At 55.4% G+C, this 22,146-nt stretch carries 17 protein-coding genes; 4 read left to right on the top strand and 13 right to left on the bottom strand.

The window, feature by feature from the left end:
• Nucleotides 1-59 precede the first annotated feature (59 nt).
• The 5 genes from BDD14_RS26520 to BDD14_RS34775 all read right to left on the bottom strand — a co-directional run bounded on the left by BDD14_RS26520 (nt 60) and on the right by BDD14_RS34775 (nt 7,199).
• On the bottom strand, nt 60-3,587 hold the full coding sequence (locus BDD14_RS26520; protein WP_165420310.1) for a TonB-dependent receptor: 3,528 nt from the start codon (nt 3,585-3,587) through the stop codon (nt 60-62).
• Nucleotides 3,588-4,108: 521 nt separating this feature from the next.
• Nucleotides 4,109-5,881: a CRTAC1 family protein gene (locus tag BDD14_RS26515; RefSeq protein ID WP_130423835.1), complete on the bottom strand. Its 1,773-nt coding sequence runs from the start codon at nt 5,879-5,881 to the stop codon at nt 4,109-4,111.
• 5 nt (nt 5,882-5,886) lie between these two features.
• Complete coding sequence (locus BDD14_RS26510; protein ID WP_165420309.1) at nt 5,887-6,231, bottom strand: ligand-binding sensor domain-containing protein; 345 nt, start codon at nt 6,229-6,231, stop codon at nt 5,887-5,889.
• A gap of 94 nt (nt 6,232-6,325) precedes the next feature.
• The gene (locus BDD14_RS26505; protein ID WP_130423831.1) at nt 6,326-6,616 is read right to left on the bottom strand and encodes a hypothetical protein; all 291 of its coding nucleotides are present in this window, start codon (nt 6,614-6,616) and stop codon (nt 6,326-6,328) included.
• Nucleotides 6,617-6,800: 184 nt separating this feature from the next.
• Nucleotides 6,801-7,199 (bottom strand): ligand-binding sensor domain-containing protein, encoded by a 399-nt coding sequence (locus BDD14_RS34775; protein WP_423201819.1) that lies wholly within the window; start codon nt 7,197-7,199, stop codon nt 6,801-6,803.
• Nucleotides 7,200-7,407: 208 nt separating this feature from the next.
• Here BDD14_RS34775 and BDD14_RS26495 point away from each other — a divergent pair.
• A protein-coding gene (locus BDD14_RS26495; protein WP_423201759.1) for an IS3 family transposase occupies nt 7,408-8,519 on the top strand; the annotation gives its coding sequence in 2 pieces (ribosomal slippage) (nt 7,408-7,669 and nt 7,669-8,519; 1,113 coding nt in all).
• A gap of 234 nt (nt 8,520-8,753) precedes the next feature.
• Here the strand turns inward: BDD14_RS26495 and BDD14_RS26490 are convergent.
• The 4 genes from BDD14_RS26490 to BDD14_RS26475 form a co-directional block, all read right to left on the bottom strand.
• On the bottom strand, nt 8,754-9,146 hold the full coding sequence (locus BDD14_RS26490) for a transposase (protein WP_278045549.1): 393 nt from the start codon (nt 9,144-9,146) through the stop codon (nt 8,754-8,756).
• Between the two features lie 100 nt (nt 9,147-9,246).
• Nucleotides 9,247-10,941: an FAD-dependent oxidoreductase gene (locus tag BDD14_RS26485; RefSeq protein WP_130423825.1), complete on the bottom strand. Its 1,695-nt coding sequence runs from the start codon at nt 10,939-10,941 to the stop codon at nt 9,247-9,249.
• Nucleotides 10,942-11,041: 100 nt separating this feature from the next.
• Nucleotides 11,042-11,335 (bottom strand): hypothetical protein, encoded by a 294-nt coding sequence (locus tag BDD14_RS26480; RefSeq protein WP_130423823.1) that lies wholly within the window; start codon nt 11,333-11,335, stop codon nt 11,042-11,044.
• A 91-nt stretch (nt 11,336-11,426) separates the two neighbouring features.
• Complete coding sequence (locus tag BDD14_RS26475; RefSeq protein WP_130423821.1) at nt 11,427-12,056, bottom strand: DUF4136 domain-containing protein; 630 nt, start codon at nt 12,054-12,056, stop codon at nt 11,427-11,429.
• A 358-nt stretch (nt 12,057-12,414) separates the two neighbouring features.
• On the opposite strand from BDD14_RS26475, the gene BDD14_RS32075 reads away from it, so the two are divergent.
• Nucleotides 12,415-12,576 (top strand): hypothetical protein, encoded by a 162-nt coding sequence (locus tag BDD14_RS32075; protein WP_165420308.1) that lies wholly within the window; start codon nt 12,415-12,417, stop codon nt 12,574-12,576.
• An 88-nt stretch (nt 12,577-12,664) separates the two neighbouring features.
• On the opposite strand, the gene BDD14_RS26465 is transcribed toward BDD14_RS32075, so the two are convergent.
• The 3 genes from BDD14_RS26465 to BDD14_RS26455 are packed head-to-tail and all read right to left on the bottom strand — an operon-like array spanning nt 12,665 to nt 19,265.
• Nucleotides 12,665-16,303: an efflux RND transporter permease subunit gene (locus BDD14_RS26465; protein WP_130423819.1), complete on the bottom strand. Its 3,639-nt coding sequence runs from the start codon at nt 16,301-16,303 to the stop codon at nt 12,665-12,667.
• Nucleotides 16,304-16,314: 11 nt separating this feature from the next.
• Nucleotides 16,315-17,520, bottom strand: a complete 1,206-nt coding sequence (locus tag BDD14_RS26460; RefSeq protein ID WP_242617831.1) for an efflux RND transporter periplasmic adaptor subunit — start codon at nt 17,518-17,520, stop codon at nt 16,315-16,317.
• Nucleotides 17,517-19,265, bottom strand: a complete 1,749-nt coding sequence (locus tag BDD14_RS26455; protein ID WP_242618304.1) for a TolC family protein — start codon at nt 19,263-19,265, stop codon at nt 17,517-17,519. Before BDD14_RS26455 ends, BDD14_RS26460 begins: the two co-directional genes overlap by 4 nt.
• A gap of 577 nt (nt 19,266-19,842) precedes the next feature.
• On the opposite strand from BDD14_RS26455, the gene BDD14_RS33355 reads away from it, so the two are divergent.
• Entirely contained in the window at nt 19,843-20,325 is a 483-nt protein-coding gene (locus tag BDD14_RS33355; protein ID WP_242618303.1) for a tetratricopeptide repeat protein, read from the top strand.
• Here BDD14_RS33355 and BDD14_RS26440 read toward each other — a convergent pair.
• Nucleotides 20,257-21,537 carry a hypothetical protein gene (locus tag BDD14_RS26440; protein ID WP_242618302.1) on the bottom strand — a complete coding sequence of 427 codons (1,281 nt, stop codon included), beginning with the start codon at nt 21,535-21,537 and terminating at the stop codon, nt 20,257-20,259. The genes BDD14_RS33355 and BDD14_RS26440 overlap by 69 nt on opposite strands.
• Before the next feature lie 123 nt (nt 21,538-21,660).
• Between BDD14_RS26440 and BDD14_RS26435 the strand changes: the two genes are divergently transcribed.
• The gene (locus tag BDD14_RS26435; RefSeq protein WP_130423817.1) at nt 21,661-22,038 is read left to right on the top strand and encodes a response regulator; all 378 of its coding nucleotides are present in this window, start codon (nt 21,661-21,663) and stop codon (nt 22,036-22,038) included.
• Nucleotides 22,039-22,146 lie beyond the last annotated feature (108 nt).

The raw sequence follows: 22,146 nt of genomic DNA, 5'->3' as shown, positions 1-22,146 counted from the left end.
AACGGCAGGGCTGCTATCTTGCAGTCCCTGCCGGCTTGAAATGTTCTAGCGGTTAAAGGTTAAAAGTCGATGCGAAGCCCATACTGCAGCTGGCGTGCTGCGTTGCCTATCGTTGCGCTGGAGTTCCCGAAGCCAGCTTGTATGGGGGCGGAAGTCACTACGTTGTTCGTCGGGCTGCATGGGGCGTATCCTCCTGCAAGTCGCCCGCCGCAGTTGACCTGAGAGAACGGAGAGAAACTGCCGTTGCTGGCGTTGAAGTTGGCATGGTTGAAGATATCGAAAAAGTCCATGCGGAATTGAATTGTCGCCCGCTCCTTGAAGATCTTCCAGTTCTTGTTCACGGAGAAGTCTGTGTTCACGAACTTGGGTCCACCGCAGAAGCCGCGAGACTCTGTATTGGCCGGTATGGTCCCGATGACATATCCAACCATGGTGAAAGCATTTGGGTTAATGATCTGGCTGCCGTTCTGATTGGCAGTGCAGCTTTCCCCGGTGGTAAGCGGACGCAACGGATTGATAAAGCCGGTTTGGGTCACTGAGCTGAGCGACTGTCCAGGTAGTGGCTGGAAGGCAAGATTTGCGGTGTTTTCAGATAGAGATGTGCTCTGGTAGACCGTAAATGAATTGCCACTTGCGGCAGTGGTAATGCCAGTCAGTTCCCATCCGCCGAGGGTGTTTCGGACCAGGCGGCTTGATCCTTTCAACTGCGGCAGGTAATAAATGGCATTGGCAACAAAGACGTTCGGCCGATTGGTATTTCCATTGCCGCGATCTAGCCGCGGATTGGGAAAGTAGGTGCGAGTCTGAACTCCGAGTCCGCCGCTTGAGTCATCCAAGACGATATCGGCGATGGAGTGCGACCAGGTATAAGCGGCCGATAATTGCAGGTCTTTGACCCGAGATCTGAGCATCACCTGGAGGCCGTTGTAGTTGGAGTTGCCGTCGTGTGCCCACCATGTCAGCGTGCCGTACTTTGAGTAGGGGCGGAATGCGTTCACGTCACTCCCACTCGCGAACGACGCGGCCAGCCAGTTTTGTTGTGGAACCTGATTGATGTCGTAGCTTGATGTGAGATGGATTCCGCGATTACCGACGTAGCTGATGGAGAGGACACTGTTCTTCGCCAGTGTCTGCTCAACTGTGGCGTTCCACTGCCAGGAATTTGGCATCAGAGCTCTAGGGTCGAAGCCACCGGCTGGACTTGCTGTGCCCTGTACAGTCGCTGGGGTAGCACCGTCGAGAGTACGCGGAATGGCGCTGGCGTTCAGCGCGAAGGGAGCGTTTGACACCAACGTATAGCGAGATACGCGCTCGCGCTGGAAGAACTGACCTGCCCCGAACCTTACCGCTGTGCGTGCGTCACCAAATACGTCCCAAGCGACGCCTACGCGAGGCGCAAAAAGGTGATTGTTGACGTCGACCAGATACTTGTTGGGTCCAACAACGCCTGAGCTGAACGCAGTACCAAACTGCGAGTTCGCCGTTCCGCAGGGGTCTGAGCCCTTCACGATCCAAAGACCGTTGCAGGCATCAGTGGCAGGCTTAGACGGATCATAAAGCGAGGGTTGGAAATTAGTTAGTTGATTATTCGGCTGGAAGGTTGGCGTCATGTAGGAGTAGCGGACACCGGCCTCCAGCGTCAAGCGTGGTGTGAGCTTGATGCTATCCATGACATAAAACTCGTAGTCACGCCAGCGCAACTCTGCACGTACGTTCGTGGAGGTCTCATTGATGTTGAATACGTTCCTTGGAATAAGGAAATTGGCTAGGTTGTTTCCGGTGGCGAATCCTCCCGCGGTTGATGCGACATTCGTGTCTGCGGTGTTCACGATCGGACGCTCTGAGCTGGCAGGCCCCGTGTCTTCATCTTTGCCGTTCCAGTCGAACAAGATGCCGAATTTCAGGGTATGACGCTTCCAGACCTTCGACGCGTTGTCCTGGAGGGTATAGAGGTTTAGCTGGTTCTGCCAGGGGGCGATCATCTGGATGGTGTCACCACCACTGCCGCTATAGACCCCGAGGTTCACCTGCGGGACGCCAACAGACGAGCGCTTGATCGAGTTCGAGTACAGGGGCTGAATAGCGGCAGATATCTGCGGCAGGAGCTCAGGATTGGTACCACCAGGAGTGATACTGATACGGTTGTTTGAATACTGGAAGGAGACCGCGTTCACAAAGGTATTGCTGATGGTGGCTGTCCAGCGTCCTACGATCGACTTTGAAGGTTGTGCCCAGCTGCTGTCCAATGCCGGGTATGGATCGTCGCCCCAGTAACCCGCGTTATAGGAAGGGTTGTTCCAGGTGTCCTGTGTGTAGCGGCCCATGATCGCATTGCGAGGCGTCAGGTTATAGTCGACGCGGACATTTTCCTCACGCCAGGAGAGCGCCGTGGGCAGCGATACCTGCCAGTTCCTCCCCTGACTGTTGAGCGTGCTCAAATTGGGTAAGGGCATCACTTGGAGGACGGTGGCGGCAGACGGATCGACGGCGTTTAAAGCACGCGGGTTTCCGGCTGCCTGAAACTGGACCGGTATATTGGGTGCCGCTGCGCCGCTGCAGGAAAGATTTGTGAAGTCACCTGCACGCTCGGCGGCACTGGGAACACAGGCGCCCACTGTACGTCCGCGAATTTCGCGATTCCACTCCTGGCTCCAGAAGAAGAAGAGCTTATCTCTCAAGACCGGTCCACCGATCGAGTAGCCCCAGTCATTGCGGCGGAGTTTATCTTTGCCATCCAGCGGAAGACCCTTGCCAACGTTTTGACGCGCGAAATAGGTGTAGGCGGAGAGGGCATCGTTGCGGCCACCGTAAAAAACGCTGCCATGAAACTGATTCGTTCCGTTACGAGTAACGATGCTGATAATACCGCCAGAGGCCTGCCCGTATTCCGCACCATACGAGTTTGTGGCGAACTTGAACTCTGCGATTGCTTCGTTTGACGGATAGATAAGAATGGTGCGATTGGAGCCGGTATCGTTGTTGTTGACGCCATCGATCAAGAATAGATTGTTGGTTGTAGGGTTGCCGTTAACGGACATGTCCACGCCTCCCTGCAATCCCTTGTTCTTTGTGTCAAAGTTGTTGGCAGCAGAGACGCCGGGCTGCAACTGGGTCAGTTGCACGAAGCTGCGGCCATTAAGGGGAAGTTGTTTGACCTGCCCACCGTCAATCACATTTCCAAGCGCTCCGCTTTCGGTCTGCACCTGGACCGCATCTGCCTCCACCGTGACCGTCTCGGATACACTCCCGATTTGAAGCTCAGCATTCACAGTGGCGTTTGTCGCTACCTGAACGTTGACCCCCTTTACGATCGCTTCTTTGTAGTTTGGAACCTTGACGGTCACCTCGTAACCGCCAGGGGGCAACTCTTCTACTGAGTACTGTCCCTCATTATTGGCGGATACCGTGCGGCTCAGTCCAGTAGTGGGGCTCCTCACGATAATCGTTGCGTTCGCCACGGACGCCCCAGACGAATCTGTGACCGTTCCGCTGATCGATCCTGTAGTTACCTGGCCATAGCTTTGATCCGTAAGAAGAATGGTTATTACCATTGTCAGAAATAAGAACCAATTACCTCGCCTCTTCATTGTCATTGCCTCCAGTGTTCTGCATAGCGCCACACTGGTAGTGGCTTTGAAATGCCGTACCCAGATCCGACTTACTCAAAACGTTACAATTCCTTGCAATCCATGCTCGGGATCATTCCACCGAAGGCCCCGGCTGGACGTTGATTAAAGCGCTGCAGAAGCGCTTCTGTCGGAATACAGCGAGGCATTAATCATCACCTCCTGGGCAACTGTCAAGTAGGAAATCTAAGTCATCCTTTTTGAAGGGGATACGACCCTAGAGGAAATCATTTACCGAGGTTTTGGCTGCAGATGAGCTTCCTGCAAGATGCTTTTCCTGGATCACGGGTAAAGATGGTCATTGTTCGCTAATCAGGGGAAATGTTTAAAACGGGACGAGCCGAACCGCTTCCTCAAATTGGAAATGATGGGAGCAGAAGTACTGCTCGACCGAATTCAAATGCCCTGACGCTCCAACCGGAACTCATTGTTCGCGAGTCCACCGTCGCACCGGTTGACCACTGAATGGATGCAGCCAGCAGTTATTTATGCGCGAGGGGCCGAATGCGCTTTGCCGCCACCAGACCGGATCCTTCCAGAACGGAATAAAAGCGATCGACTGCAAGGTTTGTTATCTTCTCTGTCTTTCCTGATGGCCAGAGGAACTCGACTGAATCAATTTTTGTTGTCTTCGCAAGTCCAAAGTGCACACGCAAATCGCTTTGGGAAAGATAACTGCCTCCGCTGCGTACTTCATCAGTTTGCGTCATGCCGCCGGCGACCACTGTGACGCGCACTCCCAGCGCCAATCGATTGCTTTTGGTGCCCGCCAACTCGAAGCTTACCCAATGAGCATCGGCGCTGCCGTTGTTATGCAGGACCATGGGTGAACCGTCCAGGTCTTCGACAACAACATCCAGATTGCCATCATTGTCCAGATCCGAGACTGCGAGTCCGCGGCTGACGCGTGGTTCGACCAGCGCGGCTCCGGCCTGCGCACTCGCATCGCAGAAGGTCCCATTTCTCTCGTTCATGAAGAGGTTTTTGGGCTGCCGATACCTCGCCCCTGACGGCAGTGAGTCCACCTGCGGATAGACCTGACCGTTGACTGCAATCAAATCGGGCCACCCATCATTGTCGAGGTCGAAAAATGCATCTCCCCATTTGAGCCACGGCAAGGAGGCAAGTGCGACGCCGGCGTCGTAGGAGACATCCTGAAAATTGAGCTTGCCGTCGTTTCGATAAAGCGTGTTGTATTCGTCGGCAAAGTTTGTGACATAGATGGAAAAACGACCCGTGTGGTTATAGTCGCCGATTGCCAGTCCCATAGAGCCTTGTTCGGAACCATCTGCGCTGACTGCTGTTCCCGATTCCAGACCGATTTCTGCAAACTTGCCCTCTCCTTCGTTGTGATAGAGGAAGTTTGGAGTGGAGTCGTTGGCGACGTAGATGTCCGGCAGCCCATCGTTGTCGAAGTCGCTCCATACTACGCCCAGACCATAGTAGCCGCCGGGGTCGTCAACTCCCGCACGCTTACTGACATCCGTGAATGTTCCGTTGCCATTGTTATGAAAGAGAGCATCTCCCGCTCCTTTCAGGCCGCGAGGTCCGCATTGAACATCGATGCCGCGGTACTTGCACGTAGGGCTGCTGCCGAAGCCGGGCAGATCGCCGAGCTTGAAATCCACGTAGTTAGTCACCATCAGATCGGCGTAGCCGTCGCCATCGTAGTCGCCGAAAGCCGCTCCCGTCGACCAGCGGCCGTCCGCAACCCCCGCCTTAGATGTCACGTTGGTAAAGGTGCCATCTCCATTGTTCCGGTAAAGTACATTTCCTCCCAGTGCCGTCACGTAGATGTCCGGCCATCCGTCGTTGTTGTAATCACCTAAGGCTCCACCCATGGCAAAGCCGGGATTCGCAATGCCGGCCTTGGCCGTTATATCTGAAAACGTGCCATCGTCATTGTTGTGAAAGAGGGCTCCCGATGCTTTTTGACCTTGTAGCGTCATCTGGACGGTTGGGGCATTCGTAAAATAGATATCCGGCCAGCCATCCCGATCGTAGTCCAGAATAAGTACGCCGCCGCCCATGGACTCTACAATGTATTTTTTCTCGGTGGCCGCGAGATGTGTGAATCGAATCCGCGACTTGCTCGTAACATCCACAAGTTGCGGAATCACCCTTCCTTTGCAGGTGAGTGTTTTGGCTCCAGGCGGCGGCGGAGGAGCGATACTGTGCGCCTGTCCGCGAGCGGGAATGATGAATGCTGCCTGAAGCACGACGCACAGCAACGCATTCCATCTTCTCCAGATCATTGCGCTCACAGTCTACCGAAAGTGCCGGAACGATCCTGATCGATGACCCAGACGGTATTTCCCAGACTGGCCGGATGGTCCGGAACAGGCCGGTAATTGGTAAATCCGTCCTTCGCTGGATCGAAGCGGCTTAGGCCGCCCTCTTGGCCTACCCACATGTGACCGTTCCGGTCTGCGAAGATGGTGTAGACATTATCAGAAATCAAGCCGCTGGGATCATCGGGTTTGTGCCGGTAATGCTTGAAACGCCCCGTGCGTTGATCGAATCGCACAAGACCGGCGCCTCCGTCACCGAGCCAGAGATAACCCGCTGTATCTTTGTAAATGGCAGTCAATGTTCGTGCCTTCACCGAACCCCTTCTCGTCGCCCGGGGTGGGAACATAGTGGGTGACTTTTCCCGTCTTTCGATCCAATCGATCGAGGGCGCGCGGAAACAAACCTATTCACACAACGCCATCGAAATCCTGATAAATCGCCTTGACTCTGCCGAGTGAGAGGCTATTGGGGTCGGTGGGGCGATGCCTATAAGGGTTGAATTGCTGTTGCCGAAAATTGAGTATGTTGAGTCCCGCATTCTCAGTTCCTACCCACAGCACGCCGCCCCAATCCCTATAGACAGAGAAAACGGCGTTGCTGTCAAGGCTATCCGGGTTGCTTTCGTCGTGCTGAAACCGATACGTGAAACGTTCTGTCGGCCGGTCGAAGTAGTAGAGACCTTGCCGGATGGCACCCATAATCCATTTTGGCCGTCAGCCAAAAGAGTGCCGTTCAGTGACCCCCCGCTGCTCGTCGATGCCAAAACGCCGACATCACGGGCCGCCAAGCGGGTATGTCGTGAGGCGCTCCGCCTCCCGATCGTATTTCGCGAGCCCGACGATCGGAGAATCGACCAGCATCCACAAGCTGCCGGTTTCGTCTTCATACACACTGTCTGCGCTGATGCCAATCCTGGTTGCAGGAGGGGAAGTGACCCGTCTGTTGATTCAGATGAAACAGACCGCGCTCGCCAACAAACCAGATCTCGCGATGAGTATCCTCGATCAACTCAATGATCCTCCCGACAAACTGGCCATCGCTGTCATTTCGATAATGAGTAAATGTTCCGGTCCTTGGATCGACTTTGTCGAGGCCGCTGTCTTCGGTACCAAACCAAAAAGAACCGCGATTGTCCTGGGCGATGCTCTTGACCGAGGCGCCACCGAGAGTATTGGGATTGTCGGGATCATGGACGTAGCGGGTACAGCGTTCGGTTTCAGGGTCGAATTTGTTCGCCCCTGTGTTGGTGGCAATCCACAGATAGCCGTGATCGTCTTGCATCAGGTCCTGCAAAAAGTTGGAGCTCAAGCTGCCGGAGTCGTTGGGACTGTTTTTGTATACGACGAAGGCGTTGCCGTCATAGCGATTAAGGCCGTCCCGGGTGGCAAACCACATGAAGCCTCGGCGGTCTGATGGGCCCCGGTATTTCTGAGCCAAAGCAGGTGTTAGTTTCCGCTCAAATTTAGCCTGAGAAGGCGGAGGGATTTGGATGCGGAAGAAGCGATTCAGTGTGGAGCAGATGATCGGAGTATTGAAGCAGGCGGAGGTTGGAGTGCCTGTAGCGGAGGTGATCCGCAAGGCAGGGATCAGCGAGCAGACGTTCTACCGCTGGAAGGCGAAGTATGCCGGTCTGGAAGTGGACCAGGTCCGTCAAATGGCTCAGCTGCAGGAAGAGAACCTGCGGCTGAAGCAGCTGGTGGCGGAACTGACGCTGGATAAGACGATGCTGCAGGATGTTCTCTCAAAAAAATGGTGAAGCCTTCGCGGCGTGGACCGATGGTGGAGCGTCTGGTGGAAAGCTATCTGGTGAGCGAGCGGCATGCCTACCGTGTTCTGTGCGTTCCAAGAGCGACCTACCGCTATCGAAGCTGCCTCGATCCACGAACTGAGCTGCGGATGCGTATCCGCGAGATCGCTCAGGCAAGAGTGCGCTATGGATACCGTAAGATCCGCGTACTGTTGAACCGCGAAGGCTGGGAAGTGGGTAAGTATGTGGTGTATCGGTTGTACGTGGAAGAAGGCCTGACTCTGAAGCGGATGAAGCCAGCCGGCAAGCGCAAAGCAGCGCGACATCGCGAAGAACGGTTGAAGGCAACCGGCCCGGATCAGGCCTGGAGTATGGACTTCGTAGCCGACCAGCTGCAGGATGGCACAAAGTTCCGCTCGTTGACCATCGTCGATGTCTATACCAGAGAGGCGGTGGCAATCGAAGCTGGACAAAGCTTGAAAGGAGACGATGTGGTACGAGTGTTGAATCGAGTGAAGCTCGAACGCGCCGTTCCAAAGGTGCTGTTCTGTGACAACGGCAGTGAGTTCACCAGCCAGGCGATGGACCTATGGGCCTATCGGAATGGTGTGAAGATTGACTTCTCCCGACCGGGCAAACCGACTGACAACGCGTTCGTGGAGAGCTTCAATGGGACCTTCCGCTCAGAGTGCCTCGACACCCACTGGTTCCTGGATCTGAAAGAGGCAAGGAAGCTCATCGAAGCCTGGAGGCGGGAATATAATGAGAGCCGTCCTCACGCATCTCTCGATGACAGGACACCAAGCGAGTTCGCCAGCCAGATCGCGGCTAGCCGCGATCTGGCTGCAACCTAAACCGGCCGGGACTAACACTGCTCTTGGTACAGGAAAACTAGGCCCTTCAATAAACGCGCTACACTAACTCCTCACTGGTACAAAACATCGGGCAAGCCAGTACGAGCAAAGAGTTTCGTAACAGTCTCGTTCCGAGGTTGTTACAAAACTCAGTTCAGGAGATTGTCGAAGGGCACTATTGCTCTCGGCAACACACTCAGGATTTTGGGATTGTGCGTTCCGTCGCCGGGCCTATCAGGCGTGATGGAGCGCTTGCGTCAGTTTGACCGCGCCGAGCACGTTTGTAATGCGCTTGAGGTTGTATGCCATCGTCGCGAGGCCGATTTCAATCCTTGCACCGGCCAGTCCGCGCATCAACAGACGTGGATGTCCGAAGATCCTGTACTTGATCGTTGCGAACGGATGCTCGACAGTGGATCGCCGTAGCCTCATCGCTTCTGGGGTCATCCTCTTTTGCATCCGGTTTAACGCTTCTTCATACAAGTGTTGAGCCAAGCCGCGTCTCGGAGCCGGCGTACAGCGTGGCTTCAGTGAACATGCGCCGCAGTCGGCAGCCGAAGCTTTATACATGGTGTAACGATCTTTGTGATGGTGCTCTTGCGCAGCAGCCTCTTGTTGCCAGGGCAGACCTACGTATCAGTATCAGGTTCATAGCGGAAGTCCTCGCGCCCGAATAGTTTGCCATCGTCTTGATTATTAACCGTGCGCATGACAGGAATATGCGGGATCATGCCTTCCGCTTCGCAGTGGAGTAACCGGCGTCCGCAACTATTTGAAAAGGTAACGAGAGATATTGATGCACGAAAGCAATGGCCATGCTGCCTTCTCCTACGCTGCTGGATACGCGCTTGATCGAGTTGTATCGAACGTCACCTACACAGAAGAAGCCCGGAAGATTTGTTTCCAGCAGAAATGGGGCACGATCTGCCGCCCAACCTGGCTTGTCGCTCACCTCGCGTCCCGTTCGGACATAGCCGTTTTCCCGTTGGAGTTGAGGTGGCAACCAATTGGTCACTGCATCGGCGCCGATCATGACAAACAGTGCATCTGCAGCCCGGCGGATGACAGCCTCCCCCTTTTTCCGTGTGTCTATTGCGTTCAAACACTCCGTGCCGTCTGCAGAGACCACCTGAGTCTCGGTTTCCACCCGAATGCCCGGCACGAGAGCAATCTGATCGATCAAGTATTGCGACATGCTGCGCCTCAGATCTTCGCCGCGGACCAGCATGGTCACGGAACTAGCGTAATCTGCGAAGAACAGGGCAGCCTGGCCGGCAGAGTTGCCGCCGCCGATGATAAAGACGCGCTTTCCTGCCACCGTGGGGGCCTCCGTACGTGCGGCCCCATACAAGACTCCACGTCCGATGAAGCGATCGACGCCGTCCGCCTCAAGTCTGCGCCAAGCAACTCCGGTCGCCAAGATCACCGTCTTTGTGGCAACCCTATCGCTGCCATCGAGTCCAATCGTGTATGCGCCATCGGGATGCGGAATGATCTCTTGGACTTCTCGGGTGAGAACCACTTCGGCTCCGAACTTAACTGCCTGCCGGAACGCGCGTTGACTGAGGTCATCTCCTGAGATGCCATTGGGGAAGCCGAGGTAATTCTCGATGCGAGAAGATGTGCCAGCCTGACCGCCGGGAGCCTTGCGCTCGACCAACAAGACGCTGAGCCCTTCCGAGGCTCCGTAGACGGCAGCCGCCAGTCCCGCTGGGCCGCCGCCAATAATCACCACGTCATAGCTTTGGCGATGGGGAGCTGTTTGGAATCCGAGCGCTTCAGCTACCTTACGAACCGTAGGAGGATGGCTGACGCAGAACGAACCATCCACGACGACGGATAGGCCAGCAACCTCGCAAGCCTGGTCAGTCGGAGCCAGATGTGCGCTACGATCGCGGTCGGCCCACTCATAAGGGATTCGATTCATGCTCAGGAAGGTGCGAATCTCCCGGCAGTCGTCATCAAATTTCGATCCGACGATCTGTACGCGGCTGGAGGGAAGATTCAGCATGTACTTCTGCACGACTTGTACCCGCTCGTTAAGGGTCTGTAAGATCAACGCGCTGAACTCAGGCGAGCGTCGAATCAACTCCTGGAGGTGTTGAGGATCGAGCCGTGCCAAGTGGCAAGCTGTCTTCGCGCGGACGGAGGCGGGAGCTGACGTTGCCATGAGAATGGCCAATTCGCCAAAGAAATCGCCCGGCTTGTGCTCTGAGACTTCAGTTCGACGCCCCATCACATCTTTGAACACTTCCGTGCTTCCGTCCATCACTACAAAAAAAGGCGTGGGCTCCCCTTCGTGAATGAGATACTCACCCGGTTCCAGATGAAGATCGGCAGCCTGCTGCGAGAGCCACAGAAGGTTTGCGTCGTTCAAGCACGAAAAGATTGGTATCTTCTTCAATTCCGAGGATGTCAGCATGGCGACTAGTGTCCTTCTTTCTATACGGGCAGGACGGTCCAGCTAAAGGCAAGATCGCGTCCTCGTCTGACGGTGAGTTCCTCAGGTTCTCGCTCTAAGCTCAAGAGAGATTCTCAGCTAGATTCTGATTGAATCTAATCTGGCCGCTCTTGTCGGCTGACTTCATCCGGACCTCAAATGCAAATGTGGAAAGCTGTTGTTCCGAAAAGCCTACGATACGATCCCTCCCGCTCTCGTCGATACCCTGCAAAAAGACATAACCTGCTTCGGCTCGGTAGACGAATTTGCGAACAGTAATCGCTCCAATCGATGTGTAAAGGATGTAGACTGCCTCGTCTGGTTTTTGGATGAGGGATCGAATATCTCGATAAATATCCCAAAAATGTGAGTCCATTGCTCTGCTCCTCTTCGTTGAGGGACCGCCGGCTGTCTTGGCGGACGGGTCCAGTTGGCATAGCGCGACGTTGTTCTTTCGCCCCTCGCACCTATTTACCGGGCTGGGGCGGATAGTTCTTGAAAAGCTTGACCATCGCCTTTTGCAGGTTCGCGTAGTTTTTATTCGGATCTTTCTTGAGGTTGACGGTCTTGCTAGCATCTCCGCGCCAGATCAACTGCTTTCTTGCGGGGTCATATAGGCCCACTACCAGCGTCCCAATGGGAACGGTAGAAGTCTGGCCCTGAAACGAGCTCAAGCCGCCCCATGGACCTCCGCCCGACCAGCCATAGCCTCCCGAGCCCGACAGGTTTATGCTCTTTTCCTCATGAACGTTGGCCTGGTAGCCCACAAAAAGGTTCCCACCTTTGTCCACCTTGGTGAGACCTTTCTCTGCTAGCTGTGCATCGACTGCACGTCTAATGTCCTGATCGAGCAATTGATCATCTTGGACATTGCTAGCGCTCATAGGTGGTGGGCCGACCGGCAAATTTGGCAAACCGGTCGGGACATCGGCTTCTGACGGACCACCCGGACCCCTCTGGACGTCGACCCATTGGTAGGTCCGATAGGATTGAAAGTTCGCGCCTCGGTCATAGTTGTAGTGAATGTCCTGTCCCCTGGCGTAAGCGAGCATGAACAACAAGACTAGTGGCAATATCAACTGTTTCGTGATTTTCATCGTATCTCCTTCTGTATTACGCCATTCATCGGGCTAGCAATTCTCCATTCATCAACTCTGAATTCGCAGTCAGGCAACAGGACTCTGGCAGTATCCAGTCATTTGCAAATGTGACACTGAGCCGAATCTTCCAGTCCTGCGTTACCTAGGCGCCAAGGGAATTGGGGGCGACATACGATGCACTGAGGTAACGAGTGAGACGAACTCCGGGAATGATTCGAATTCAGTCCTCAAATGCTCCCACTCACGCACAAATAAGGGACTGCGGAACCTCCGCTCAGCGGAACGGAGCATCAACTCCCACATTCGTTTTGGTATGCGGCGTTCGCAAAATAGAAGATAGGTCAAGGAAACCAGAGTGCAGAATCGTAACATCGAGATGGTTAAATCGTCCCTCCGCTCAGGAAGCTCCGTGCCAACTGGCACACTCAGCCAGAATGCCGCCGAAGAGTTCTTCAACAGTTCGTCATACTGGGCAGACATTGCCAGGAAGATCTGCGTCTTCACCTGCACACGGTGATTTAAGACCCCGACAACCACACCGAGACCTCCCATCAGAAGTGATAACAATGTCGCGTATTGGATGGCGTGTCCAAAGTTCATAGTGGTCACCCAGGTATCCCGGATGTTAGAGGCATCGCTGAGGGTTTCTCCGGAGCAGCAGAACCAGGCTGCTCTTCTTGTTCCCAACGGATCAATTTCAGATCCAGCACGACGAAGGAATAGAGGACGGGAACGAGCCCAAGCGTCACGAAAGTGGCGATCGTCAGTCCCCCAATCTGCGCATAGCAAAGAGGCTCCCAAAGCGGGCCGCCGTGTGCAGCCAACGGAAATAGCGCAATCACTGTGGCCGCAACCGTGATCATCACTGGCCGCAAACGAAGGATGCCGGCATCGATCAGCGCCAACTCCAATTCCTCACCCTCTTCTCGTCGCTCCTCGATAAATTCAAACAGCACAATGATGTGGCTCACAATGACACCGATGAGGCTGATGATCCCAAGGAATGCCATGAATCCAAAGGGCTGGCCCATAATGGCGAGTGAAAAGATTGCACCGACAACGCCGTACGGAATGGCGGCAAAGACGATCAGTGGCTTGAACGCATGCTTGAACTGCGCAAGCAGAGCCAGATAAATGGCGCATACGCAAATGAGCAGCACTGTTGTAAGTTCACCAAAGCCGCTGACCTGCTCTTTTTGCTCGCCTGCGAAGCGGAATATAAACCCGTCGGGAAGCTGCTTCTGGAATGCCTCCAGCTTTGGCATAGCCGCTGCGATTACCTCCGAAGGTAAATGCCCCTGCGTAGGCCAGCACTGCACGGTAATGGTCCGGTACTGATCGAAGCGTCGGATTTTAGGCGTTACCGGACTCAGGACAGTCGTCGCCACCTGATCGAGAGGCACTGGAGGGGTGTCTTGCCGCGAGAAGACGTATAGACTGCGCAGATCGGAGAGTTGGGACCGCTCCTCCATCTGCATGCGTCCAACAATCGGAACCTGCTTGTTGCCATCTCTCAAAACTCCAGCCGTAATGCCATGAAGAGCCGCACCGACGGAATCGGAAACATCTGCGTTTGTGACGTGCGCCAGGTTTGCCCGGTCCGCATCGACGTGCACCACTGCTCTCGCACTCGGCTCACCCCAATCGTCTCGAACCCTGGCGGCGATGGGGATGTCTCGAAAGATTTGCTTCAGCTGCTCGGCTTCCGCTCTGAGACGTGGCAGATCTTCGCCGGAAATTCTGACCTGAATCGGAATTCCAACCGGCTTGCCCGTTTCGAGAGTCCGCGTATCGATGATTGCTCCAGGAATTTGCCTGTCCAGTTCTGCCTGCAAAAGGGCAAGCAGTGGGGTCGTATCATGATTGTCTTTCGTTCGCAGAATCACCTGAGCATAGTTGGTTTGCCTGTCCTCGGGTGTGGCGCTGCTCCAGAAGCGAGGACCGCCGCCGCCCACAAAAGTCGTCATCGATTGCAGAACATCCTTCGGATGTCCGTGCTCCGGATGGCTTCTACCATACTCTTCCGCTACCCGGCGGGTAATGGATTCCACCTGCTGAGTAACCGCGCTGGTCGCGCTCGCGGGAGTGTCTTCAGGCAGCCACACGTCGATGTAAGAAAAGTATTGAAGGTCTTTTGGAAAGAACTGCGGCTTGAGCGTGGAGAACACGACGCCGCCCGCTACCAGCAGGCCAAGCGATGCTGCCAGGCAGACTTTCCTGTGTTCAATGGCCTTCTTTGCCGTTCGAAAATACCAACCCGTGAACCCGCGCTGCCGCCTCTCCTCGATAGGAGTTTCGCTCCTGCTTTCCAATAGAAACGAACTGATGAGCGGCACAAAGGTCATCGAGACGAGCAGGGCCGCCAGCAAAGAACAACTAATGACGATAGGCAGACTGTACAGGAATTTCCCCGTATCTCCGGGCAACAGCAGAAATGGAAGATAGGAGACGATATTCGTGACGGTTGCATATGCCATCGTTTTGAATAGCTTTGTCGGTCCCAGCCACGCGGCGACGGACCGTGGCTGCCCGGCACCCAGTTCGCGCACAATCGCGTCGCCGGACACCACCGGTACATCGACCAATAGTCCCAGCGCGATGATCAGCGAAGCGATTGAGACCTGTTGCAGGTCGATCCCGAGCGTGCTGATGACCCCAAACGTGATCGCGAGCGTAATCGGCATGGACACCGCAATCAGAATGGCCGTCCGCCAGCTCCAGAAGCCAATCAAAGCCACAACTACCACCAGCACCAGCGCCTCGATCAAGCTGTGGCTGAAGAGCTCGATGCTGTCGTGTACCTGCAATGGCTGGTCTGACGTCCTGGCCAGGACCAAATCGGCCGGCAATGTTTTTCTGACGCTCGCCAGATTGGCGTCCACCTGTTTTCCAAAAGAACCGATCTGTTCTCCCTTCTTCATCTGGACCGAGAGCGTAATCGCGCGTGTCGTGATCCATCTACCGTTTTCGTCGCGACGAGTGTACCGGTTCAGGAACGAAGGGGGATTCTCATATCCCCTGTCGATGTCCACGAGATCCCGCAGGTAAAGCGGCGTTCCGTTCGGTGACGTGCCTATCACTACATTCCGCAGATCGTCGATGCTCTTGAACTCGCCTGTGGTGTTGACGCTGACCGTCCGTCCGCGTGCATTGAGCGTTTGGCCGCTCTCCGGTAGATTCCGGGCCGCGAGGATGCTGGAAAGATCCGCCGGCCTTAGCTTGTATTGCGCCAGGCGCTGCTGCGAGAAATTCAGAAATACGTTCTCGTCCAGTACCCCGGAACGTTCTGCCTTCGCCACGATCGACAGCGTTTTGAGGCTTCGCTGAAGGGTATCGGTAAAGTCGTCCAGGTCGCGATAAGTGTACTTGTCACCGGCCACGGCCTGAAGCGCCGCGGTGGTGTTTGCCGGCTCGTCGATGATCGCAGGTTCCCATGCATCGGGATGAAGTTCGTCGGTTTGCAGGCTCTGATTTGCGAACTTACTCAAGGCCGATTTCAGATCAGGAGTGCTGAGGTTCGTCGCCAGGTCCACCCCGGTAAACCCTGCTCCCGAAAACGCGCGCACATCGGAACAAAGATGTTGGGTTGCCATGTCTCGGGTCACCCAAGACAACTTGCGCTCGACTTCGTCGCTGTCGATAGACTTTGGAAAAACCACAACAATGGAACGTCGCGGCTGAGTATGCGTATCCAAACCACTCCGAACCTGCCGGATCTGTGCCTCAACCAGCTTGCTCACCCAGTTGACCTGAGCTGGATCGGCCGGCGGGCTCGCTACTGTAAGCATCAATGCAGACGTATCCCCGAAGTCCTTGATGTACAAAATCGGACCGGCGCCCTGCGGAAGGTCGTGGATGGCGTCCAGCCTGATCTTGACGTCGTCAAGTTCTTTGTCCCTGTCGTACTTTCCCTTTTCTGCCAGTTCGAATTGGACCATCGCCGAGCCGGTTCTGGAGGCGCTCTTGATCTCCGTCACCCATTGATTCAAAGCAATAGCCTGCTCGATCTTCCTGGTCACCAGTTGCTCTACCTGTTCGGACGATGTTCCCTGCCAAGGCACGATAATCATCGCTTGGCGTACCGGAATGTCCGGGTCTTTCCGTTGCGGCATCTTCAATAGTCCGTAGATTCCCCAGAGGAGCGCAACCGCGAGCGAGACCCAGGCGATGTGTCGCTGTTCGAGGAAGAAGCGGGCGAGATTCTGTTTCTTGTTCGTGGACTGCTCATTCTGTGCGTGTGTCATTGCTGCGTCTCCTAGTTGACCATCCGGATCAGGCTTCCGTTGCTTAGCTGGTTAGTACGGTTGACGACGATTCGTTCACCGGGCGTAAGGCCTTCGTCGATGACAACCGACTTGCCGAAGGTTTCACCAATCCTCACACTCTTCAATTGCGCAAACTGTTTTCCATCGTGCTCCGTTACAGTGAAGACCGAATAGTTATTCGAACCGGATTCCGCGGTCATCAAAGCAGTCAGTGGTACCACAGGCACAGTTTGCGTATTCGCTTGCTCTATACGGATGCGTGCGATCATGCCCACCTTGAACAAGCGATCCCGGTTCGGGAGAGTGACCTCGATGTTGAAAACCCGTGATTCACGGTTGGCGGAGGCGGAGATTCCCGTAATTTGCCCTGTGAAGGTCCGGCCCTGCAAGGCATCAAGTTGCACAGGCACCGGTGCTCCTAGCTTGAGGTGTGCCAGCATGCTGTCGGGAGCTCCGAAGTTCACCTTCACCACGCGCGTATCGTCGAGCGTGAACGCTCTTGTCCCCGCAGCAACCAGGCTGCCCGGTTCCACACTCTTTTCGACGATGACTCCAGGCATGGGAGCGTTCAGGCTCGTATCGCCAAGATTGATCCGCGCGTAGACAGCCTGCGCCGATGCAGCGCTCAACTGCCCGTGCCGCGCCTCGATCTGACGCACGGCGGCTTCCACACTGGCGGTCGCCGAGGTGTGCTGATTCACCGCCGCATCGTAATCCGGGCGAGTCATTGCTTTGGCGGCATAGAGCGCTTGTGCACGTTCAAAATCAAGATCTGCCTTTGCCTGATCGGCCTTTGCTCGGTTGAGTTCCGCTTGCGAAACATCAAGCGTACCCTGCGCTGAGCGCTGCTGGCCGACCGCGGAGTTGAGCGAGGCTTCATAATCGGAGCTGCGCAGTCGGGCCAGTGTGGCGCGGGCAGGTATTTCGTCGCCTACCTGCACATCACGCATCCGACCATCGACGCCCTTCACTCGATACAGAGCGGCGATATAACCGGGTTCCTTGAAGGCCAGTTGAACCTCAGTGTCCGGACGAATCTCGCCGGCGTAAGTCCAACTGGGCTGGACCTGCTGCGTAGCCACAATCTCCGCCACAACGGGAACCGGCTCTGGCCCCGCCTTCTGCTTTTTTGTCCCGCAGCCGGTGAGAGCGGAAAGCACAGCTAAACTCAAAATTCCGAAATATACACGCATCATTCTTCTCCTATCGCCTTTTTCAAATCGGCCCTGGCCTTCCAAAACGCAGTCAGAGCCTGTTGCTGCTGGCTGTCGGCGGAAGCCAGATTCGACTGTGCTTGAAACAAATCTCTGCCTAATGCCGCTTCGCGCTTTACCTGCTCCTGCAACTCTTTGAGCTTCTGCCGGGCCGCTCGTTCGCTTGCATCGCTGAGGGTCAGTTGTCGGCGGGTGTTCTCCAACTGCCGGCACGCATTTCTCACCTCCAGAAGAACGGCTCGTTCCGTAGCGCCGACACCAACCTTGGCTTGCTCTTCCTTGGTTCGCTTTTCGTCGTATTCATGGTGCTTGCGTCCCCAGTCCCACGGTTCCCACCGAAGCGACAGGCCCACTGTCCCGACGTTGCTTGGAAAAACATTCTGGAAATTCGCTGTTGTGTAGTAACTGAAGGCCAGACTCACGTCGGGGATATATTCCGCCTTCTTCGCCCGCGCGTCGTAATTGGCTTGCTCCACCTGAAGCTTCGCCTTCTTCACATCTGGCCGGTTTTGAAGAGCGCGGGCTTCCATGGCTCCGAGTGTGGCGAGATCGGTATCTGCATCGCCGATCGCCGCAACCCGAAACTGCGTGTGTACGTCCCGGCCCATCAGATCGTTCAATCTTTCGCTCGCCGACGCGACCCTTTCGCTCGCATCGCTGATGGCATTCTGTGTCTTCAAAAGCTGCGCATCGGCGTTCAGCAAATCCGATTCGAGAATCGTCTCTTTACCGCGGTTCACGAATGCCAGACGATGCGATTCCCGGTAATAAGGGAGTGACGCCTGAAGGCTATCCAAAGCGCTCTGTGCCTCGACAACCGCGTAGTAAGCACGTCGAACCTGGTCGACCACCTCCAGACGCGTTTTCACCTGGTCCTGGCGCGTACCTTCCAGGCCCAGCGCAAGAGCCTTCAATTGCAAACGCAGCTGGTACTGCGTCGAAAGCGGCTGGGCAACCAGGACATTCACTATGCCTACGGGTTTTCGCGGAATCTCGACCTTTTGATTCGTCGCCGGAATCGGCCCGGTCGCGCTGTATACCCCAAGCGAGCCCGCCGGGTAAGTAACCGATGGCTTCGTAACCAGTTGGGCGCCGAGCACAGTGACCTGCGTATTCGCAAAACGTCTTGTCTTATTCGCAGCCAGATCGTCGGCGGCCCGGAGTATCTCGAGGCTGGCGGTCTTCAGACTGCTGTTGTTCGCAACAGCTTGTTCAACTGCCTCTTCGAGCGTCAATTCAGGAGAGCTTGACCCTGCGGCCCCTTCATCCGTGAGCGCAGGGGATAGAGGTGCGAGATTCTGGCCTTGGGCCAGCAGTCCGAGCATTCCCAATATGAAGGCCAGGCAGGCTGTTCGAGTGCTTCGTTGCATAAAACGATGCTGCCTTGAACGGTTCGCCAGTGGAAGGAGCAGAAGATTCATAACCTTGTTTGCGAGTGAGCGGTCGATGAGGAACTTCCGTGTTAATAGCCAGCGCTGAGATAGAATGTCGCGTGCTGACCGAGCAAGCGCTTCAAACCGGTCGCGTGCCGTCGCTACGGCCGGATCTACGCCGTTGTCAAACAGAAGGTGCCGTTCATACAGTCCTTCGTCCGTTCCCGCGAACTGCACTGGACCGCATAGACCTACGAAGAACAAAACCCTAAGAGGCTCTACTCCGTATTGAGTTCTGATGAGCTTTGCAGCATGCGGTAATGTCTGGCGTTTTGCTGCGGCTTTAGTGCTCATAGTCGAGTCCTCCAGTATTCCGGCAGGGTTGGCAACGGAGCCTCCACTTCATCGGAGCACCCGGCGTCCTGCTTAGATCAGTAACTCGTCGTCGATGGCAATGCGTTTCTGTTCCAAAGGCGGACCGAATTTTCAGTCGCGCCCGCAGCAGAAGCGATTTGGCAGCTCCCACTTTGATTGCCAACTTGTCAGCGACTTCTTGGATTGTCCGATGAGTTCCGTTTGGGGACAGCCCCAGGACGAGGCAAATCGCAAACTCTTGGGAGGCGAATAGCAGCCTCTTCTGAGCCGGAGAATTTGGTTGTTTTCGGGGCAATCTCTTAGAGAGAGCCAGAGCCAGCCTCCCGAATATTAAGGCCAAGCAAGCTGTTCGAGTGCTTCGTTGCATGAAGTGATGGTGCCTTCGAACGCTGGGCGTGGGGGAGTAATGACCCGTAAGTCGGTCGTAAGCTTACGGCCGACTTACGGCTGCTCAGTGCGACAAGTTGAGCTTTTTCAGAAGCCTGGAAAACGTGCGGTCGGTAAGGAGAGGCTGAAAGAACGGCTCGACAGCTAATAGATTTATAAAGATTGTCTTGTGGTTGATGGCTTCGTCCAGGCACTTGAACGCCAGATCGAAATCTCCCATCCCGATTGCAGCGAAACCTTCTGCCAACGGAGTGACGTATTGCCGGGATGCGAGTTGATGAAGCCTTTCGATACACTCTTCGGTTCGCGAAAAACTGCCTTCCTTGGCATGGGCTGCGGCAAGCAGGCCAAATATGATTGGGACGAAGCGAACGGGCTCTACGACCGCGCTCTAAAACTACAACCCAGCCACGCGCGGGCTCACAGGTTTCGTGCCATGGCGTTGTTGTGCCAGGGAAACATCGAGGCAGCAGAAGCAGGCCTCCGCCGCTCTGCTGAACTGGACCCGCTTTCTGCCAGCGATTGCGCGCGCATGGCTTATGTTCATTATGTAAAGGGGGATTACGATTCAGCCGCAGATGATCTACGGCAGTCTTTCGAACTGGATCGCGACTATCCTGAAGCGCGATTGTATGAAGGTATCCAATGGTGAAACAGACGGCGAGAGAGACTGTATGACCGCATCGTAATTTTGCTGCTGGAAGTGCAGGAGTCCTTCAAACCAGGCACGAACTCCGGCCAGCACCGTGCACGTCTCTCCGGATTCAGGGTCGAGTGCATAGCCGCGCTCCGCGTTTGCCTTCACTTCGGAATAAACCTCACGGCCCGACACGGCCCCGAAAAGGGCAAGAAGACCGTTCGCTGCAGCCATGTCACTGTAAGCGAGAGCGTAGTCGGGATAAACCTCAACCAGCTTTCGTAGCTGCCTCAGTGCAGCTTGTAGTGCTTCAGGCGACTGCTGATGAATCAGGAAGCGAGCTTGTAAGAACGCCGTATAAGCGTCAAGGTTAGGAGCGGAAGACTGAACTAACCCCTGCACTCCCGGCACACGGAGTCGGAGTAAGCCCGCAACCGATTGTGCGATCTCTTCCTGAATTGCAAACACATCTTTGAGTTCACGGCGGAACGTCTCCGACCATAAGTGATGTCCAGATTCGGTCTCAATCATCTGGGCAGTGATCCTCAGCTGTTCGCCGGCTTTCCTGACGCTTCCTTCGATGACGAGATCGGCGCCAAGGCGCTGGCCCACTTCCCGGATATCGATGCTGGCGCCTTTGAAGTGGAAGGCCGATGTTCGCGCAATCACGCTCAATCCTGATAGATGCGTAAGCGAGCTCGTGATCTCTTCACTGATCCCATCGCAAAAGTAATCCTGCTCCGGCTCCGGACTCATATTCACGAACGGCAACACGGCAATGCATGTACGGCCGGGGCCAGTAGCTCCACTTTCTTCGCGATGCTTTGCCGGCTGAGTGTCAAGCCATCGGAAGACCGGGACATAACTGCCCGGCCGTAATCCAATCAGAACCGGATCAGCGGCGGCGCCCTGTCCTTCCTCGTAATAGGCCTTCAATTTCGCTCTGAGGCGGCGAGCCTCGACCCGAACAATTGCGTCGATGTTCGGATCGTACTCAGAGGTGCGGTCGAACACCTCCATTGCAATCGAGAACTCCTTGAGGCTATCGATATCTCCATCGATTGTCCGATTCACGATATGCGTCAGAAACCGGCATAGCCGGGCCGACGAAACGAACCCGGGGCTATTCACCACGCGCGCCAATTGGTCGCGAACCGCCGTCGCCGGCACAGGGTCGGCTGCAGAGTTGGCGAGAGATTTTTCGGATGATGAGGGCAGAGTTGACATTTGGTTACCCCCACATCATTTTAGGCTCCCGAAGCTTCGTCGTGTTACGGCCGGCTTACGGCAGCTTACGGCCAGTCGGAGGCCACCCGGCATAAAGTGGAATCCAGCAGTGTTAGAGGATCGATGCAGACCGACAGACGAGCAGGAACAGTAATTTTCGTGTCCAACAGAAGCCCGGACGCCACCGTCGCGCAGGACATCAAAGCGCGCGGACTGGCCGTGCAGTGGGCGCGCAGCATCAGAGCGGCAGTTGATTTGCTCAACTCGGCGCGCGAGAAGACCGTGATCGTAACGGAACTCGCCCTGGCTGATGGTAATTGGAGAGATCTCGTCGAACGGATGAGGGGTATTGATATCTGTGTGCCGATTGTACTCACGACTTCTTTCAGTACGGCGGAACTCTGGTGGGACGCGCTCGAATGCGGCGTCGTCGACATTCTGCCCGGGTATCTCATTGCTTCTCGCTTGTGTCAGCTTTTGGAAACGCAAGGCGCATCATGAAAAAGATCGGGGCCGCTACTGTGAGATCGAACTTCTGATGCCAACAAGTAGAGAGTTGGCCTGCATTACCGACAACCAGATACAAGCAAGAATCTTAAGCGAGGCTTT

It is taken from the genome of Edaphobacter modestus, from assembly GCF_004217555.1.
Classification (GTDB): Bacteria; Acidobacteriota; Terriglobia; order Terriglobales; family Acidobacteriaceae; genus Edaphobacter; species Edaphobacter modestus.
Note: the sequence above shows the minus strand (reverse complement) of the source record. Positions and strands in the feature narration are given on the sequence as shown.

Coding starts and splice junctions, on each gene's coding strand:
- BDD14_RS26435 (WP_130423817.1), top strand. CDS start 21,661: ATGCAGACCGACAGACGAGCAGGAACAGTAATTTTCGTGTCCAACAGA.
- BDD14_RS26480 (WP_130423823.1), bottom strand. CDS start 11,335: ATGGACTCACATTTTTGGGATATTTATCGAGATATTCGATCCCTCATC.
- BDD14_RS26485 (WP_130423825.1), bottom strand. CDS start 10,941: ATGCTGACATCCTCGGAATTGAAGAAGATACCAATCTTTTCGTGCTTG.
- BDD14_RS26440 (WP_242618302.1), bottom strand. CDS start 21,537: ATGTCAACTCTGCCCTCATCATCCGAAAAATCTCTCGCCAACTCTGCA.
- BDD14_RS26520 (WP_165420310.1), bottom strand. CDS start 3,587: ATGAAGAGGCGAGGTAATTGGTTCTTATTTCTGACAATGGTAATAACC.
- BDD14_RS26465 (WP_130423819.1), bottom strand. CDS start 16,303: ATGACACACGCACAGAATGAGCAGTCCACGAACAAGAAACAGAATCTC.
- BDD14_RS26505 (WP_130423831.1), bottom strand. CDS start 6,616: ATGGGTGCCATCCGGCAAGGTCTCTACTACTTCGACCGGCCGACAGAA.
- BDD14_RS26515 (WP_130423835.1), bottom strand. CDS start 5,881: ATGATCTGGAGAAGATGGAATGCGTTGCTGTGCGTCGTGCTTCAGGCA.
- BDD14_RS26455 (WP_242618304.1), bottom strand. CDS start 19,265: ATGAGCACTAAAGCCGCAGCAAAACGCCAGACATTACCGCATGCTGCA.
- BDD14_RS26475 (WP_130423821.1), bottom strand. CDS start 12,056: ATGAAAATCACGAAACAGTTGATATTGCCACTAGTCTTGTTGTTCATG.
- BDD14_RS26460 (WP_242617831.1), bottom strand. CDS start 17,520: ATGATGCGTGTATATTTCGGAATTTTGAGTTTAGCTGTGCTTTCCGCT.
- BDD14_RS34775 (WP_423201819.1), bottom strand. CDS start 7,199: ATGCAAGACGATCACGGCTATCTGTGGATTGCCACCAACACAGGGGCG.